The 17,356-nt window shown below is 41.8% G+C and carries 20 protein-coding genes; 9 read left to right on the forward strand and 11 right to left on the reverse strand.

All coding sequences use genetic code 11. The features are described from left to right. The first annotated feature begins 163 nt into the window (after positions 1 to 163). The gene (locus tag CDG79_RS18255) at positions 164 to 547 is read left to right on the forward strand and encodes a type II toxin-antitoxin system HicB family antitoxin (protein ID WP_094343393.1); all 384 of its coding nucleotides are present in this window, start codon (positions 164 to 166) and stop codon (positions 545 to 547) included. 1 nt (position 548) lies between these two features. Here CDG79_RS18255 and CDG79_RS18260 read toward each other — a convergent pair whose 3' ends face one another. The 3 genes from CDG79_RS18260 to CDG79_RS18270 all read right to left on the reverse strand — a co-directional run bounded on the left by CDG79_RS18260 (position 549) and on the right by CDG79_RS18270 (position 2,494). Continuing rightward, positions 549 to 980: an NUDIX hydrolase gene (locus tag CDG79_RS18260; protein ID WP_094343394.1), complete on the reverse strand. Its 432-nt coding sequence runs from the start codon at positions 978 to 980 to the stop codon at positions 549 to 551. 8 nt (positions 981 to 988) lie between these two features. After that, complete coding sequence (locus CDG79_RS18265; protein ID WP_094343395.1) at positions 989 to 1,441, reverse strand: DUF3531 family protein; 453 nt, start codon at positions 1,439 to 1,441, stop codon at positions 989 to 991. Between the two features lie 93 nt (positions 1,442 to 1,534). Then, positions 1,535 to 2,494 (reverse strand): Sll0314/Alr1548 family TPR repeat-containing protein, encoded by a 960-nt coding sequence (locus tag CDG79_RS18270; protein ID WP_094343396.1) that lies wholly within the window; start codon positions 2,492 to 2,494, stop codon positions 1,535 to 1,537. Positions 2,495 to 2,812: 318 nt separating this feature from the next. Between CDG79_RS18270 and CDG79_RS18275 the strand changes: the two genes are divergently transcribed. Beyond that, positions 2,813 to 3,487 carry an ABC transporter ATP-binding protein gene (locus CDG79_RS18275; RefSeq protein ID WP_094343397.1) on the forward strand — a complete coding sequence of 225 codons (675 nt, stop codon included), beginning with the start codon at positions 2,813 to 2,815 and terminating at the stop codon, positions 3,485 to 3,487. A gap of 91 nt (positions 3,488 to 3,578) precedes the next feature. Next, entirely contained in the window at positions 3,579 to 4,313 is a 735-nt protein-coding gene (gene rsmG, locus CDG79_RS18280) for a 16S rRNA (guanine(527)-N(7))-methyltransferase RsmG (protein ID WP_094343398.1), read from the forward strand. A 141-nt stretch (positions 4,314 to 4,454) separates the two neighbouring features. Here rsmG and CDG79_RS18285 read toward each other — a convergent pair whose 3' ends face one another. The 3 genes from CDG79_RS18285 to CDG79_RS18295 form a co-directional block, all read right to left on the reverse strand. Then, entirely contained in the window at positions 4,455 to 5,234 is a 780-nt protein-coding gene (locus CDG79_RS18285; RefSeq protein ID WP_094343399.1) for a superoxide dismutase, read from the reverse strand. A gap of 111 nt (positions 5,235 to 5,345) precedes the next feature. After that, entirely contained in the window at positions 5,346 to 6,497 is a 1,152-nt protein-coding gene (locus CDG79_RS18290; protein ID WP_094343400.1) for an ABC transporter ATP-binding protein, read from the reverse strand. 108 nt (positions 6,498 to 6,605) lie between these two features. Beyond that, positions 6,606 to 7,325, reverse strand: a complete 720-nt coding sequence (locus CDG79_RS18295; RefSeq protein WP_094343401.1) for a GUN4 domain-containing protein — start codon at positions 7,323 to 7,325, stop codon at positions 6,606 to 6,608. A 276-nt stretch (positions 7,326 to 7,601) separates the two neighbouring features. On the opposite strand from CDG79_RS18295, the gene CDG79_RS18300 reads away from it, so the two are divergent. Then, complete coding sequence (locus tag CDG79_RS18300; protein ID WP_094343402.1) at positions 7,602 to 9,023, forward strand: NADP-dependent isocitrate dehydrogenase; 1,422 nt, start codon at positions 7,602 to 7,604, stop codon at positions 9,021 to 9,023. Between the two features lie 139 nt (positions 9,024 to 9,162). Here CDG79_RS18300 and CDG79_RS18305 read toward each other — a convergent pair whose 3' ends face one another. Further along, positions 9,163 to 9,639, reverse strand: coding sequence for an ISAs1 family transposase (locus CDG79_RS18305; protein WP_189525036.1), 477 nt, complete (start codon positions 9,637 to 9,639; stop codon positions 9,163 to 9,165). A 304-nt stretch (positions 9,640 to 9,943) separates the two neighbouring features. Here CDG79_RS18305 and CDG79_RS18310 point away from each other — a divergent pair, with 304 nt between their 5' ends. The 3 genes from CDG79_RS18310 (at position 9,944) to CDG79_RS18325 (ending at position 12,371) form a co-directional block, all read left to right on the forward strand. Further along, entirely contained in the window at positions 9,944 to 10,417 is a 474-nt protein-coding gene (locus CDG79_RS18310) for a hypothetical protein (RefSeq protein ID WP_094343404.1), read from the forward strand. Positions 10,418 to 10,938: 521 nt separating this feature from the next. Further along, complete coding sequence (locus CDG79_RS18320; protein ID WP_094343406.1) at positions 10,939 to 11,604, forward strand: Uma2 family endonuclease; 666 nt, start codon at positions 10,939 to 10,941, stop codon at positions 11,602 to 11,604. An 89-nt stretch (positions 11,605 to 11,693) separates the two neighbouring features. Beyond that, complete coding sequence (locus CDG79_RS18325) at positions 11,694 to 12,371, forward strand: polysaccharide deacetylase family protein (protein ID WP_094343407.1); 678 nt, start codon at positions 11,694 to 11,696, stop codon at positions 12,369 to 12,371. Between the two features lie 132 nt (positions 12,372 to 12,503). On the opposite strand, the gene CDG79_RS18330 is transcribed toward CDG79_RS18325, so the two are convergent. From CDG79_RS18330 to CDG79_RS18345, 4 genes are all read right to left on the reverse strand, one after another. After that, positions 12,504 to 13,055 (reverse strand): opioid growth factor receptor-related protein, encoded by a 552-nt coding sequence (locus CDG79_RS18330; protein ID WP_189525037.1) that lies wholly within the window; start codon positions 13,053 to 13,055, stop codon positions 12,504 to 12,506. Positions 13,056 to 13,225: 170 nt separating this feature from the next. After that, on the reverse strand, positions 13,226 to 13,627 hold the full coding sequence (aroH, locus tag CDG79_RS18335) for a chorismate mutase (protein WP_442937465.1): 402 nt from the start codon (positions 13,625 to 13,627) through the stop codon (positions 13,226 to 13,228). Between the two features lie 114 nt (positions 13,628 to 13,741). Beyond that, complete coding sequence (gene sppA / locus CDG79_RS18340) at positions 13,742 to 14,563, reverse strand: signal peptide peptidase SppA (protein WP_094343409.1); 822 nt, start codon at positions 14,561 to 14,563, stop codon at positions 13,742 to 13,744. Between the two features lie 535 nt (positions 14,564 to 15,098). Next, on the reverse strand, positions 15,099 to 15,395 hold the full coding sequence (locus tag CDG79_RS18345) for a hypothetical protein (RefSeq protein ID WP_094343410.1): 297 nt from the start codon (positions 15,393 to 15,395) through the stop codon (positions 15,099 to 15,101). A gap of 408 nt (positions 15,396 to 15,803) precedes the next feature. Here CDG79_RS18345 and CDG79_RS18350 point away from each other — a divergent pair, with 408 nt between their 5' ends. Next, positions 15,804 to 16,601: an MlaE family lipid ABC transporter permease subunit gene (locus tag CDG79_RS18350; RefSeq protein WP_094343411.1), complete on the forward strand. Its 798-nt coding sequence runs from the start codon at positions 15,804 to 15,806 to the stop codon at positions 16,599 to 16,601. A gap of 128 nt (positions 16,602 to 16,729) precedes the next feature. Then, positions 16,730 to 17,116: a DUF3119 family protein gene (locus tag CDG79_RS18355; RefSeq protein WP_181154312.1), complete on the forward strand. Its 387-nt coding sequence runs from the start codon at positions 16,730 to 16,732 to the stop codon at positions 17,114 to 17,116. Positions 17,117 to 17,356: the final 240 nt, after the last annotated feature.

The following is a 17,356-nucleotide window of genomic DNA, read 5'->3' on the forward strand; positions in this document are numbered from 1 at the left end:
CATAAGTAGGCAGGCACAAATAAATATAACTATGTAACGAAAAGTAAAAGCGGTGAAAACCTTGTGATTGCTTCACTCCACTTCGTTGCGTTCGCAATGACATAGTTATAAATTTTCTCACCCACCTACTTAGTTTAACTATTAAATTTAGAAGAGTGGATTGATGAAGACACTGAACCAGAAGAACCAGCAGATTGAGAAACCGTCCTTAGAATATTATTTAAATCTTCAGTACCCTGTAACACTTTACCCCGAATCAGAGGGGGGATATGTAGCTCAAATTAAAGATTTACCTGGATGTCTTACCCAAGCTGAAACCCTTGAAGAGACAGTGGCAAATCTCAATGAAGCGCGAGAATTGTGGATTGAAACAGCTTATGAAGCTGGCGATGATATTCCTTTACCAAGTAGTAATGATAACTATAGTGGTAAACTACTACTACGGATGCCAAAATCTTTACATCGACGTTTAGCTGAGACTTCTGAACGGGAAGGCGTTAGTCTCAATCAGTATATTGTGTCTTTGTTGAGTGCGATTTCCCGATGATTTATAAATATTCAAAAAATACTTCAGGTACTAATTTGAATTCTCCTGATTTCAAGCGAGAGATATCTATCCATAGCGCTTTATGTTTATGAGTTTGTGATTCTGAAAAAACTAAACTTTCCAGTTGATAAAATTTTGAATCAACAAAGTCACATTGATAAAGCTGAATGATTTCATGACCTTGCCTACCATTAAATGTAAACAGGTTTTCTATACAACCGAGATATTTAATATTCGTTAAGTCTGCCTGAATTTCCTCTTGAAATTCCCGTTCTAGGGCGGCGTGGCTGGTTTCGCCAAAATCAACACCACCGCCTAAAGCCCGATAAAATGTTTCTTGCTTTACGGGATCGTAGCCTTCAGAAAGAAATATGCGTTCGCCATCCCGAATTAGCCCCAAGGCTATTACCCGAATTTCCCCTACTTTATTCATTTTTATAACTAATTATCGTAAATAGACTGAGGACGGCTTTCGCTATCCTCAACAGGCCAATCTGGATTTTCGCCACCCATATATAATTCTTCAATGGTCACATATTCCTGACTTAGCTGGGTGAGAGCGTTAATTAAAATATCTAATGCGATCGCATCACTGGTTCCTAAGTCAAACCAACAACGCCCCCACTGTCCCTCATATTCAAACTCACCGATGTTGTGCATCAGTGCTAACAAGCTTTTGTCATACCCTTGTTCATCATAATTCATGTAGCTGATATCGAGTCCAGTGTCCTGCACCTGGAGGTTCTCTGCATTAAATGCACCTAATTTACCCAGATAAAACCAGGAATTGAAAACTTCTTCTACATACTGCTTTTCACGCGCAGAAGGATTTGTGCTGAATTTCAGCCAAATCCACATATCAAAAGGATTAATTTCGCGGAACTGAATCTCCATTTTGGTCTAATATCTCTAGTATTCTTCTGGAAATAAGCATATCAAAGCTGAAAATAGGAGAAAAAATTCTTCTCCTCTTACCCTAATGCCCAATTACCCAGCATTACTTAGGCTAACAGCATTTTTGCGTTCACTCTCAATTTGTTTGACTAAATCACCTGGGAGTTGAGATTTTTTAGTCAATGCTTTGTCAAAATTAGCGATCGCTTCCTGAATCATCTGCTGGCTTTTTTCTTTTTGTCCCAGATTTTTCAGGATTTGGGCTTTGAGATAATAAATTTCTGGATTATCTGATGTGCTTTTAATCGCTCGGTTAACATACTCCAGTGCCTGCGGATACCGTTTTAAATCTCGGTAAGCAAGAGCAATACCCCGATCTACAAGATACCCAGGAGCAGCATTTTTTTCTAAGCGTCCAATTGCCTGATCTGGACTAGCAAAAGGCAAATTAACCGCCAAAAGTAAATCCATATAACCCTTAATTAAATTCAGTTCTGGATCGTTGGCAGAAATTGCTTCGGCTTTGTCTAAATATTCATAAACTTGTCGCAACCGACCAAAAGCTTGCGGCACACCATTAACTGTACCCTCGCGGGTGAGAATTAATGCTCCCTCTAAAAAATGACCAACAGCAGTGTATAAATTACCACGCAATGGATCGTTGGGAATCAGTTTTTGTCCGCTTTCTAGAGTTTTCTGACTGTAGGTATCTAGTTTAGCCCAATCTTTATTTCCGTATGCCAAAGATGCTTTCATCGCGTAAGCTAGAGGTTCATTTGGCTCTTTAGATATTGCCTGTTGTAGATAACGCTCTGCTGCTGGATAGTTGCCCTGTTGGAAAATCGCCTTAAAACCTGCTTCTGTTTGGTCGCCAATTTGATGAGGTTCGCTGTTGCGAAAGGGATCGCCAGCTAGTGAGGGATTCACCCACAGATTAAGTGCGATTGCCCAAGGGGCAACGCCAAAGGCGAACGCAGCACCAAAAGCAGTCTGAGCAAGGGTAGTGAGTCTCGTAGGCACTACTAGTTGAGGCGGATAAAACCTTTTAGTCATTTTAACCCTCAGAATAATTGCGGTTGAAATAGTTGTATGTGTTACTTAGAATGCAAAAAATGATTAATTCTAATTTGCCTCTGCCTCAACCCAAATTTTCTTATATAAAGGTTGACTTTGGTAATTTTTCCATGTTTCCAGGCTCGTGATAGCCAAGGTTTTTCGGGTGAGTCTGCCACAATGGAGGAAAATTGGATGATTCTTGCTGCTAGATTAAGGTGTTAATTCAGGTAATACGCTATAAATTTTTCTAGAATTTTCTAGATCCTCTCAGTGTAGCTAATCAGTAATTTGCTGACTTTTTGGTAATCTTAACAAATGCTCTATCTCCGAAATGTAAATTATCACCCCACGGCGTGTCCAACAGCGATTCTTAAATCGATCAACTTGGAATTAGCACCCCAGCAACTAGGTCTGATTATTGGCCCCAGTGGTTCGGGAAAAAGTACCTTACTAGAAATTTTGTCGGGACTAGCCGAACCCACTACTGGCGCACTCTTCTGGCGAGAACAGGAACTTATAGCCGAACAGCTACAACAATTAGCTGGGTTGGTATTTCAATTTCCAGAACGCCACTTTTGTGGTAGTTCAATTTTAGAAGAATTGCGTTTAGGACATCCTGAGTTAGGGTCAGAACGAGTTAGACAGGCCCTAACTGAGGTGGGATTAGAGCATTTATCGCTTTCTGCTGCTCCCCATGCTTTGAGTGGCGGTCAACAGAGGCGTTTAGCTTTGGCGGTGCAATTGATTCGCCAGCCAAATTTACTATTATTGGATGAACCGACTGCTGGGTTAGATTGGTCAATGCGTCGGCAACTGGTAAATTTATTAGCAAAGCTGAAACAAGATTGGACACTATTGATAGTTACACACGATGCTGGGGATCTGTTAGCGATCGCAGATCGTTGCTGGACACTCAACCACGGCGAACTACAATCAGTAGACCCAAAGACACTGGAATCCAAAGTTAAAGAACCTCTGCCATCGGCATAAAAGGGGACTGGGGACTGGGGACTGGAGAAAAAAGAAGAAATAATATCCAACACCCCATACCGAATGACAAATGACAAATGACAAATGACCAATGACAAACTTATTGCCTGAGATGGCAGAAATCTGGCAGCAAACTCTGAATTGGCAACCGACTGTCCAACAGCAAGCACAATTCCAAAGGCTTTATGAGTTAATCCTAGAAGGTAATCTTCAACTAAATTTAACTCGCATTACTGACCCCCAAGAGTTTTGGGAAAAACATCTCTGGGATTCTCTACGAGGAATTGTACCCCTGTTATCAGCAAATTTATCCTCTGCTCCCCCTACTCTTATCGATATTGGTACAGGTGCAGGTTTTCCGGGTGTTCCAGTGACAATTACAGTCCCTAATTGCACAATTACTCTTCTCGATTCAACTCGGAAAAAAATTACTTTTATCGACAATATATTAACTGAACTTGCCCTTACTAATGCCAAAACTCTTGTTGGTAGGGCTGAAGAAATCGGTCAGAACCCTCAGCATCGACTAGCTTACGATATTGCATTGATCCGTGCTGTAGGTGCAGCCTCTGTTTGTGCAGAATATACCCTACCATTGCTGAAACAGGGAGGTTTAGCTATAATTTATCGCGGTAATTGGGCAAAGGATGAAACCACAGTTTTGCAGAATGCGATGAAGCAGTTGGGTGGCGTTATTGAATCAATTGAACAATTTACAACACCCTTGAGTCACAGCATCCGGCACTGTGTGTATTTGCGTAAGGTAGCTACCACACCAATTCAGTTTCCCCGTGCTATTGGTGTACCTACTCAAAAGCCCCTTTGAATAATTCGTAATTCGTAATTCGTAATTCGTAATTCTTAACTAGAAAGAGTACAAGCTTCCACTGGTTGTAATTACGAATTATTTTGATAGGGGCGGAAGATCGACTTTTTATTTTTTCTATCTCTTCCTTTGTTCCAATGTCTAAGCTAATTTACTTGCAGTTGCAAACCGCTTGTTAATCTCATCCCAATTAACCACGTTCCACCAAGCATCTAAATAATCGGCGCGGCGATTCTGGTAATTCAGATAATATGCATGTTCCCATACGTCATTACCCAGAATGGGATATTTACCTACACTTAAGGGACTATCTTGGTTAGCTGTAGTTGTCACTTCCAACTTGCCACCTTTGTTACGGACTAGCCAAACCCAACCACTACCAAAACGACCGGCACCAGCTTCATTAAACTTTTGTTTGAAAGCTGCAAAACTACCAAAACTTTGATTAATCGCGGAGGCTATATTTCCTGTTGGTTCTCCCCCACCTTTTGGCTTCATAATTTCCCAGAACATTGAGTGATTTACATGACCACCGCCATTATTGCGTACTGTTTTGCGAATATCTTCTGGTACATTGTCAAGTTTCTGCAACAGTTCTTCAATAGTTTTGCCTTTCAGTTCTGGGTGTTTATCTAACGCTGCATTCAAGTTTTTTACATAAGTTGCATGGTGTTTATCATGGTGAAACTGCATCGTTTTAGCATCGATGTGTGGTTCCAGCGCTTCGTAGGCGTAAGCTAAAGGCGGTAGTTGGATAGCACCTGTTTTTTCTGATGTTTTGTTTGGTGTTGTTTCAGGTGTTGTTTCAGGAATTGCAGTGTTTCCTTTAGGAGATTTCTCTGCCAATGCACAAGCATCGAATACAAAAGCACCCGCACCTGCTGTGAGTAAAAACAAGAAATTGCGTCGATTAATAGTCATATAAGTTTTTGCAGCAAATCCATTAAGTCTCTATTGCAGTTTTTATTTTCTTAGATTTTGGCTACAAAAAATTGTAAATTTGCGATTATTTATGGCAGTTTAAGAAACTATTTATAAAATTCTGTCCCCAGTTTTGGGATCAAATACAAACAATTGATTTAAATCGAGTTGTAGAGAAAGGCGATCGCCTGGGCGCAGACGCACATCCCCGCCTACCTGAATATTCAACACCACCGCCGAACCAGGTAAGCCAGCACGAATCAAAGTTTCCCTTCCCAAAGGTTCTACCACCTTAACTTCCACAATCAGATGACTGTCATTTCCTTCTTGGCGACTTGGTGAACCAGCGCTGTAGGCGGGTTTCCCGCCGTAGGCGACTGTGAACCCGGAGGGCAGTTCGTTAATCAAAATATGCTCTGGGCGAATCCCCAAATCAAAACTGTGCCCCTGGCGCAACTTTAATTTTTCATTCACATCTGCTGGAATCGTTAATAACTGCCCACTCACATCAAAACCGTTATTTTGATAGATTGCACGGAAAATATTCATCGGTGGACTGCCTAAAAAACTTGCCACCATCTGATTAGCGGGACTTGCATAAATAGTTTGGGGATCGCCGATTTGTTGAATTCGCCCACGATTTAGCACGACAATTTTATCAGCTAAAGTCATGGCTTCAACTTGATCGTGGGTGACGTAAATTGTCGTAATGCCTAATTCTTGATGTAACTGTTTCAATTCTGCCCTTGTATCATCGCGCAATTGGGCATCTAAATTAGATAAAGGTTCATCAAGTAAAAAAACTTGGGGTTCACGAGCGATCGCTCTCCCTAATGCTACCCGTTGTTGTTGTCCCCCAGAAAGCTGTTTGGGTTTACGATCCAGCAAATGATCCAGAGAAAGCGATCGCGCCACATTCAGCACTCGTTCTTGAATGATTTTTCGGTCAACTTTCCGCATCTGTAAGCCAAAGCCGATGTTTTCTGCCACACTCATGTGAGGATAGAGGGCGTAGTTCTGGAACACCATCGCCACATCTCTTTGTCTGGCTGGGATATTATTCACCAAGCGATCGCCAATAAAGAGTTTGCCATATGTGGCAGTTTCTAAACCTGCGATCGTTCGCAAAATTGTAGACTTCCCACAACCCGATGGCCCAACTAAAACCCAAAACTCGCCATCAGGAATTTCAAAGGTAATGTCCTCGATAGCGGTGACGTTATTGAATCTACGCTTAATATCTTCTAGACGAACATTTGCCATTAATTTGATTAAAGTTAATAGTTAGGAGTTAGGAGTTAGGAATTTTAAGTTTTGAGTTTTGAGTTTTAAATTAAAAACCTCTTCAACTCATAACTAATAACTTCTAACTCATAACTGTGTCCAAGCTGGGTGAGAAAGTAAAGAAGCAAAAACTCGTACTCCCCGAAGTTGATTAGAAAGGGGTAAGTGACCTTTAGGCGCACTCAAATCCCAGGTAAACTCGTTAGGGTATCGCGTCCAGGTATTACCTTCTTTCCAGCCAATTTTCGGCCAGAAATTCTCCCAATTTTTACCCAAACTCAACCAGATTTCTCGTTGCACTGAAAAGCCAAATTTACCTTCAGAGTGGACTAACCAGAGGTTGTTAATGGTTTGTAAGTCAACAGCCGAGGTATTTTCTACCTCAGTAAAGTACAACCATTTGCGTTGTACAGCCGTTGGCCCTGATAGTTCACACATTTTTTCGATGGTGACGCGATCGGCTGCTTGGAAGTCTTGAGCAGCAAGTAGCTGTTGCAAAGAATTGTAGTTAATCCCGCACTCTGATTTTAGAGGTACAATTCCCTCAGGAAAACAAGAGCGCAAAAATTCTTTGGCTTGGGGTGCATCAGAGTTGTAAAGGACTTGGTAAGCTTTGCCATCAATCCAAGTTGCTGGGTTCTCACGTCGTTTCAGTAAAAATTCCATCAACACGTCTAATCCCTCGTTACCCAACTCAGCTAACTGTGGGATTATCTGTTGTTGGACTTTTTCAGACCCAGCAATTAACGGTCGTCGGAGGGAGTCGATGTCATTAGCAGGGCCTGATAAAATCATTGGGTCTGTCATGCCATTCTCGTTTTAGCGGTCAGTGAAAGAGCGGTAAGCTATCGAGGATTCTCCAAGGTGAAGTACTGATAGCGAAAAGTAGTTTACTATTTTTGATCGTACAAAATTGCGATCGCTTCACTGAAATCCCACACTTAATCCCCAAATAATGTACAAGGGGAATAGGGGGAAAATCTTTGCCTTCTGGCTTGGTGAACAAAAGACATAGCAAAATATACAAGCCTGCCACATAAGGATTTTTTGACTAGCAGCGTATCGATTAGGAGTGTGTGAACGATGTACGACAAGATTACCCCCCCAGCAGCCGGAGCAAAAATCACCTTCAAAGATGGTGAACCAATCGTACCAGACAATCCAATTATCCCTTTTATTCGCGGCGACGGCACAGGGATCGACATCTGGCCTGCTACCCAAAAAGTTCTCGATGCTGCTGTAGCTAAAGCATATAAGGGTCAGCGTCAAATTAGCTGGTTTAAGGTTTACGCTGGTGACGAAGCTTGTGATTTATACGGCACTTACCAGTATTTACCTCAAGATACTCTTACGGCAATTGAAGAATATGGTGTCGCTATTAAAGGGCCTTTGACTACTCCCATTGGGGGAGGAATTCGTTCTTTAAATGTGGCATTACGACAAATTTTTGACTTGTATGCTTGCGTGCGTCCTTGCCGTTACTATGCAGGTACGCCCTCACCGCACAAAAATCCCGAAAAGCTGGATGTAATTGTTTATCGAGAGAATACGGAAGATATTTATTTAGGCATTGAATGGCGACAAGGTAGCGAAATCGGCGATCGCTTAATTAAGATTCTTAACGAAGAACTAATCCCCGCCACCCCAGAACATGGGAAAAAACGCATTCCTCTTGATTCTGGTATTGGCATCAAACCCATCAGCAAAACTGGTTCCCAGCGCCTAGTTAGACGTGCGATCAAACATGCCTTGCTATTGCCTAAAAATAAGCAACAGGTGACTTTGGTGCATAAGGGAAACATCATGAAGTACACCGAAGGCGCTTTCCGCGATTGGGGGTATGAACTAGCAACCAGTGAATTTCGCCAAGAAACTGTTACAGAACAAGAATCTTGGATTTTGAGTAACAAGGAAAAAAATCCGAATATTTCCTTGGAAGAAAATGCCCGCCAGATTGAACCTGGGTTTGATAATCTCACTCCAGACAAGAAAGCGCAAGTTGTCAAGGAAGTTGAAACTGTTCTTAACACAATTTGGGCAACCCACGGCGATGGCAAATGGAAAGAGAAAGTTTTGGTGAATGACCGAATTGCTGACAGTATTTTTCAACAAATCCAAACCAGACCGGATGAGTATTCGATTTTGGCGACGATGAACTTGAACGGCGATTACTTGTCTGATGCTGCTGCTGCTATTGTTGGGGGATTGGGAATTGGCCCAGGGGCAAATATTGGCGATTCTAGTGCCATATTTGAAGCTACCCACGGCACTGCACCCAAACACGCCGGATTGGATCGGATTAATCCTGGTTCAGTGATTTTGTCTGGCGTGATGATGCTGGAATTTATGGGTTGGCAAGAAGCCGCAGACCTAATTAAGAAAGGTTTAAGCGATGCGATCGCAAATAGTCAAGTCACCTACGATTTAGCCCGGTTGCTAGAACCGCCTGTTGAACCCTTAAAATGTTCTGAATTTGCCGACGCAATTATTCAGCATTTTGGTTAATTCTATTAGGGTTAATTAGTCACAAGTCGAATTACCCCACCCTAACCCTCCCCTTTACAAGGCTACGGTGTACACACATCTCTGTAATGAACCCAAAATCGTTGGAGATCCCCCTAAATCCCCCTTAAAAAGGGGGACTTTAAGAGACTTTTGCCCCCCTTGTAAAGGCAGGGCTGATTAATTCCACAAGAGTAAGGAGTTTGTCAATGTCATGAGAGAGAAATCTTTGGGCAATTGTGATGGAAGCATAACCATTTCGACGGAGTATATTAAGAGCGATCGCTCGCATAATTGAGAGATTTGCAGNAGCCTTACCCATACGTATAGTTGAATTATCTTCATTCAAAACTACATCCTTAACCCAATGGAGGCGATTTTCGATACCCCAATGTCCGCGAATACCATGAGCAAATTCTTTCGCTGTGCCAACTATACTACTGATATAACAGACAACCTGACGATATGCTTTACCCGTGCGGGTTCCGACTCTTTCAACCCGGATTAAAGACTTAATACCCGTCCACTGGGAATTGATCGAGGTCAAATCATCAAAAACTTCGACGGTACGTGTTGTAAACCGATTTCTAGTTTTTTCAGTTTCGATATGACGAAACACTAATACCAACCACAGTGGATGTCTTCAACCATCGAGAGTTCTAAAATCTTCCACTTGCCGCAATTGCTCAATCAAATTCGCACCCATGATTTTTATCCCCTCAACACTTGCAATTTTACCTGTTTTAGGGAATGAAACAGCCCTGCTTTTTAAGGGGGGCTTAATATAAAGGCTTGCTCTAATTCCCTCCTTTTTAAGGAGGGTTAGGGAGGATCAAATCTTAAGCAAAGCAAGCGTATTATATTGATTTTGATTGTATATCTGGGCACTTTACATGAAAGGAGCTTACTGAAGAGTGATTTCTATGTCTACGACCCCAATTAGTGCAACATTGGGACAAACAGACAGAGATGCTGTGTTGCAAGCGATCGCTACCATTAAAGAAAAGCTACCATTTTTGGTTGATTTGAGTTCTGGCGATCGCAAGACTTTACCCAAGATGGGAGATAAGAGTCGGGCGTTTGTGAGTAAAGCATTAGAGGTGGCGGCGCAGAATCCAGAGTTTTTACCGCGATCGTTTGACTTAGAAGATATGCGGAAGGATGTGCAATTATTTGAAGCGTTGTATCCGGTGTTATTGTCGTTGACGCAGTTACAAGAGTTGGTAGATGATACATCTCTTGCAGTCGGTAGTGAAGCTTATGCAGCCGCGTTACAGGTGTATAACTACGCAAAAGCCAGTGGACAGGGAGCGGGTTTAGATGCAGTAGTTGTGGAAATGGGACAACGATTTGCTCGTAAACCTGGAAAATCCAAGTCTCAAAAAGCAGCATTGTAGAAAATAGCTCAGTACTTACACTTAAAAGATGCCACGTGTGAGCTTCAGAATTTGGATATTGGAGTTAAAAGCACGACATTCCGAGTTCTGAAGCTCTATTTTTTGAGTTCAAAGGCTCAACATTCGAGCAAAAAGGTGCAACTTCCGAGTTCAGAAGCTCAACATTCGAGCAAAAAGGTGCAACTTCCGAGTTCAGAGGCTCAACGTTCGAGTAAAAAGGTGCAACTTCCGAGTTCAAAGGCTCAACGTTCGAGCAAAAAGGTGCAACTTCCGAGTTCAGAGGCTCAACGTTCGAGCAAAAAGGTCGAAGTTCCGAGTTCAAAGGCTCAATGTTTGAGTAAAAAGGCACAACTTCCGAGTTCAGAGGTTCAATTTTGATGTTCTAATCATTAAAATTTGGGAATGTGTGGAGTCAATTGAATAGAATCATCCCAACACAGGATAATTTAGATGAAGTTGCAAGTGCATTTGTTGACTTTGCCGAGAAACAAAAGTTTTCTTTTTGGCGGGAGGGTTAGACAATGAGTGATTTACAAACCCAGTTACCCACAAATACATGGATTTACACTTCTTGGGAGGAATATGAGCAGATAGTCGCTAACTTGCTCAACGAGAAGGGAAAAAGCTACTACTACAAAGGACACATGAGGCTGGAGATGCCACCAGTTAGTTTTGATCGTGGCAAAGACCATGTGGTAATTATTTTTGCTGTAACTCTATTTGCGACCATTAAAGGGATTCTAGCCACAGGTTTAGACACCACTACCTTTCGTAAAACTGGTGTTCAGGATTGTCAGCCTGATGTAGCATATTACCTCAGAGAACGCGCCCAAGCTATCCCAGCAGGTACAGGAATCGTCAACCTCGATCGCTATCCTGCACCGGATTTAGTGATTGAGATTGCGAAAACATCTCTGTTGGATGACTTGGGTACAAAGCGATGTCTGACGACAAGCCGCTTCGCGTCTACGCTCTATGAAGAGTTAGGCGTTGCTGAATATTGGGTAGTAGATGTCCAAAACGCCCAAATTATTGCTTATGCGATCGCAGAGCAGGGTAGTAAACGTATTCAAGAATCACAGGTATTGCCTGGATTGGCAATGTCTATTTTAGAAGAAGCTTTACGCCAAAGCCGTGAAATGAGTCAATCTGAAGTTGGAGCTTGGTTATTGAGCCAGTTTCAGTAAAAAGTTTGGAGCATTAGCACAACTAAGCAATCTCAAAACGAATTCGCAAGCAACATCTACAAAAAGTTGTCAGTAGCAGATAAACGCAAATGCAACTAGCTCCCCTGTTCCCAATTGTCTATCGTATTCTCCAACCGAGTTTTCCCAATTGCCTTTGGCGTGGAAATTCCCATACTAAAGCGATCGCACTAACCTTTGATGATGGGCCACATCCTCAATTCACACCCCAAGTTTTGGCAGTGTTAGATCATTACCAGATTACAGCTAGTTTTTTTTGGTTGGGTGTTTGCGTCAATCGTTCACCAGCGATCGCCAAAGCTGTTAGCGATCGCGTCCACTGGATCGGATTGCATGGCTACGATCATCGCTCTTTTCCCCTACTTTCCCCAAATGACTTGAAGGACAGTTTAGAAAAAACCCAAGCTGCCATCTACAATGCTTGCAATCTGAAACCTGAACTAGTGAGAGATGTCCGTCCTCCAAATGGTTTTTTTACACCTGCTACTTTAAAATTATTTTTTCAATGGAATTATCGCCCAGTTATGTGGAGCGTTGTACCAGAAGACTGGGTGCAACCAGGTGTCAACACTGTAGTAGAGCGAGTTATGCAGCAGGTAAAAAATGGTTCGCTGATTGTCTTGCATGATGGTGTTTGCGGTGGAGAAGATGTTGCTGCCATAATTCAAATTCTCATTCCGCAATTGCTACAACAAGGCTATGAGTTTGTGACTGTTGATACTCTCTGGCATCAAGCTAAGACCAATTAAAGTGTTGAGATTTGTAGGTTATTAGTCTTAGCTAACAGCCGTTTCTACAAGACGCGATAAATCGCCGTTTCTACAAGACGCGATAAATCGCCGTCTCTACAAGTGTTTTTGTCTTATCTGAACTGTATTATGTTATGTTGGCGTATTGGGTTTAACTGCATTTGTCCAATATTGAAATGTTTCACCTCCAATGCGATCGCTATCTTCACGGTAGATTTGCCGTAAACATTCATAAAATGCTTGGGCTTCATTCTCTAATCCAAATATCATTAAGCACTTTAAGATTCGGGTGATGCGAAGATAATTGTGGTTAAATATACAGACCCATTCGCGTTTCCGATTTTGATAGTCTTCTGACTGGCTGACAACTATTTTTCCGTCATTACTTTCGTGGAGTTGCAACCCATAAAACTGAAGCATAACTGTCAAGGAGTGCAGCAAATTTTGACCGAGGTGGGGGTTATTTTGAAATACTTGAATTACTTCCTCATCAACGATGGGTGCATCAGGATTGAATGCACTTCGCTCAGGCAAAGGAAACAACCACTGAATATAATCATGGGTACACTCTAATTCTTCAAAATCCCAAGCCCACATCTCTTGAATCGTGCGACCTTGTGAATCTTTTTGTTCCCCTAAGTAGAAAGGAACAAGCATTGCACTAAGTTGTTTTTCATCCTTCATAAAGCAACATTAGTAGTTAATTTTGTAGTTTTTTACGCAATAAGTTAAAGGCTTAAAACCTCGCCCCTCATAGACTAAAAAATTTTGTATTACAGGGTAGCTTGAAACCTCGCTCCTTGTGGGCGACCTAGTTTTCCCTGTTCCTTTTAATATGAATTTTCTTAAATAATTTACACTTTTGACTTAACTGCTGGCTGTGATGTTTGTAAAGGCTGAGGTAAACTCCAGTCGGGACGCAAGCTAGCGGCGTTGCGTAAATAGATATGATGAATTGAGGCGGAGGCTGGCAGATAAGCGTGAATTAAAAACCGAATACAGCGCTGTAAGCTACCTTCAACGTGCATTTGTTGCACATCCAACATAGCCACATTATCCCAACCTGGTCGCGCTCTGGCGATCGCCGCCGGAAAAATCACATCCAAGTCGCGTGTCACTGAGAAAGTCACACTAATCATGTCAGCCGGCTGAAATTCATTGCGATTTTCTAGTTCATCCAGTAGTTCTGTCACTACGTCTCTGATTGCCTCAACAGTATTTTCTGAAGCAGTTGTTGCTCCACGAATAGCCCGCATTTGCCACTCCACGCCAAAATCCTCCTAAAAACATAAAAGTTAGGAGTTAGAAGTTAGGAGTTAGGAGTTAGGAGTTAAAACTCTCAACTTCTCACTCCTAACTCCTAACTCAAGCTAGGGACGATATAACCACAACGGTAAACCACTAGTAGACATTTCAAATTCAAGCCAATCAATACCAGATCGAATTCCTGATGAAAACTGACGACTCCCTGGTAGAAGACGGCTTAATAAGGGTTTACGTTCTTCTAGGGTATAGCAGAGAGTTTTTTCTGGATCGAGTCCAACCAATTCTGCTGTCCAGCGACGGGCATCTTCTTCTGTGCCCAGGCGGTCTACAACACCCAATTCTAGGGCTTGCTGTCCAGTAAAAATCCGACCATCAGCGAAACTTTTCACAGCTTCTACTGTTAAAGAACGGCCATCAGCTACTGTTTGGACAAACTGCTGATAACTTGTGTCAATCAACTCTTGCAGGATGTTTTCTTCTGGTTGAGTCAGCTGCCGATCGAAAGCCAAAATGTCTTTGTAAGGGCCAGACTTAATTACCTGGAAGGAAACACCGATTTTTTCGAGCAAGCGTTCCAAGTTATTTCCGCGCAAAATCACACCAATACTACCCGTAATTGTACCTGGGTTAGCAACGATGTATTCGGCTCCCACACCGATGTAGACACCTCCAGAAGCCGAAATATTGCCAAAGCTTGCGACGATTTTAATTTTTTCGCGCAGACGCTTCAGAGCGCTATAGATTTCTTGAGAATCTCCGACTGTACCGCCAGGGCTATCAATACGGAGCAATAATGCCGGAAATTTTTTTTCTTCTACAGTTTTCAGGGCTTCTAGGACGCGTTTCCGAGTAGCACTGGCGATCGCACCAGTAATTTCAATCCGCGCAATTTGTTTTCTAAACTTGGGCTTAAACGGCCAAACCATGAGCTGTAAACATACCTCGTAATAAACTTAATATAAGATCCCCAGAGGTCATAAGACCTTTTTTGCTCTGTTAAGAAACATGAGCAGGCATTGTGTTTATCAAGATTTTAAGGAAGTTTTTATATTTTGCAGTGAGTTTATTTGATATTCTCGGTGAATGCTAATAAATTCCTTAAAAATTGCAGCCAAGACACAATGCCAAACTCTAGTCTAGCGTCCAACGCGGTAGTTTAGCATAGACTATTTTAGCTGTTTTGCATAATTAAAAGTTTCAAAGACCTTACTATTATGGATTTTTGGCTGTTTTAAGGTTGCTTTACTAGGGTCGCGCACCTGGAATAATGATCAGTAAACGATCACTAATAACTAACAAGTATTTAATGAATAATTTCGAGAATAAATTTAATTAATAAAAATCCATTCAGCCACACTAATCCCTATTTAGGTTTATACAAGTAGTACTTTAACTTTGGGAAATCTCAATTTTTCCTCTGTTGTACAACTCATGAACCCTTAAAAAAGCTATTGATATTATCTAGGAATCTATCCGTAAAATTTGATATCGGTAGCAAACATACGTATCAAACAGTGCCCCGACAAAACTACAGGTTAAGCTAATGACAAATAATCCATGCAGGGGAGTTCCGCTGCCAAAGATGGCAAGAAAGTGCATAATCTGAGTAGCGATCGCTTCAGTCAATTCTTGTAAACCGGGAAAGGAACCGATAAGGGATAAAAGAAGCAGTACACCGCCCACAAAGAAGATGGGAGCGACAAAGCTAAAAATGATTGTAAGTAGTAAAGAGCGGAGAAAGTTAATGAAAATAGTCATTTAGGACAAACTCCGTGAGTAGACATGACAATAGCTAGATAGCGGTTTGTCATTTTCTACAATACGTGCGATCGCTCCTAAGCAGACAATCTGTCAAAAATCTTAAGTTTTCATTAAAAGAAACGGCTATTAGTTACAGCACGTGCTGGGGATATAAAAAATGACTTAAATCTCCAAAAGCCTTGTAAAATCAAGGTCAAAACTAAGTTAGCACCTATATTATTGGCTTGCGGTACGTTTAATAACAGCTTCATTTTCTGAGAGCATCTTTAATCTAAGTTAATAATCACCCCCATTGTGAGCAAGAGGGAGGAGGGAGAAATAATCAATCCCCAATCCCCAATCCCCATTCCCTATCCCAATGACTTCCGCTATTCTTAAGGCAGTTACCGAGTTAGCTACAGAACATTGAACCAGACTACATCCAAATCCAGTTTAGGAGAATGGAGTCAGCGATTGCTGGCGGCGATTTTTCTGGGTGGGCAAGTCCTAGTTCACCTATTGAGAGGCAAAATCCATCGGCGCAACACCTTGGAACAAATGGCAGCAGTTGGGCCCGATTCCCTATTTATTGCCCTATTGACGGCTATTTTCGTCGGCGCGGTGTTTACCATTCAGGTGGCGCGGGAATTTATCAACTTTGGCGCAGGAAACATTATCGGCGGAGTGCTTTCTGTAGCGTTGACACGAGAACTCTCTCCCGTGTTGACAGCAGTGGTTTTAGCGGGACGAGTCGGTTCTGCCTTTGCAGCCGAAATCGGTACCATGCGAGTCACAGAACAAATCGATGCCATGTTGATGTTAAAAACAGATCCAATCGATTACCTAGTTATTCCCCGCGTTCTTGCTTGCTGTTTAATGCTACCAATTTTAACCCTCCTATCTTTGGTAACAGGGATGTTCGGAGGATTCATAATTGCGACAAATGTCTACAACCTATCTGATACGGTATTTATAGACTCAGCCCGTAACTTTCTTGGCATCTGGGATATCTTGAGTGCGATGATTAAGGCGTGTTGCTTTGGAATTTTAATCGCCGTAATTGGTTGCAGTTGGGGGTTGACGACAACAGGAGGAGCCAAAGGTGTAGGACAGTCAACCACAACTGCTGTTGTGACTGCCTTACTAATTATATTTGTTAGCAACTTCTTTCTTTCTTGGTTAATGTTTCAAGGGCTTGGCAGTGCATTCTTGAAAGGCTTATAAGAGAGACGCGATTAATCGCGTCTGTGCAGGAGTTAAGAGTTATGAGTTAAAACTCCGAATTCCTCACTCTTAGTTCCTGACTCCTAAAATAGGAGATATGCCTACTAAATAAAGCAGGATTTAAGACTGTGACCAGTTCATTTGCTCCTAACTCCACATCAACTGTGGAACTAAAGCCTAGTTACAACATACCTATAGTGTTGGTAATTACTGCTATTCCACTACTGTTGGTACAACCGTGGGTAGGCTCCATTTTCACACTATTTGGTTTGTTTCTCATGTTTCAGGCGTTAACGCTGCGTTTGCAATTTACCGTCACCGACTTAGATATTTACAGAGGCGAAAAATTAATTCGGCGCTTTCCTTACCGGGAATGGCAAAACTGGCGGATTTTCTGGAATGGAGTCCCTATCCTGTTTTACTTTAAAGAAATTAAAAGTATTCACTTTTTGCCAATTTTGTTTGACCCTAACACCTTGAAAACTTGCTTAGAACAACGTTGTCCGCGTATTTAGTCGTATTTAGTGCTGATACTGATTAAATCTGAGGTTTATCCAGAACTTGGGGCAAAATCCCCAAATATTACCAAAGTTGATTTTATGCAGCTTCATAAAGAACTGGTATGAGTACCATCTGTACTGAGTCATTTCGATCTAAACTCATAACTCAGCACTCATTACTCACGATTTTTATAGCCGGTCAATTGTAATATTTCTGAAAGCTATTTATTCGCGTCATAGGAATTACACTATTGT

This window comes from Nostoc sp. 'Peltigera membranacea cyanobiont' 232 (genome assembly GCF_002245985.1).
GTDB lineage: Bacteria > Cyanobacteriota > Cyanobacteriia > Cyanobacteriales > Nostocaceae > Nostoc.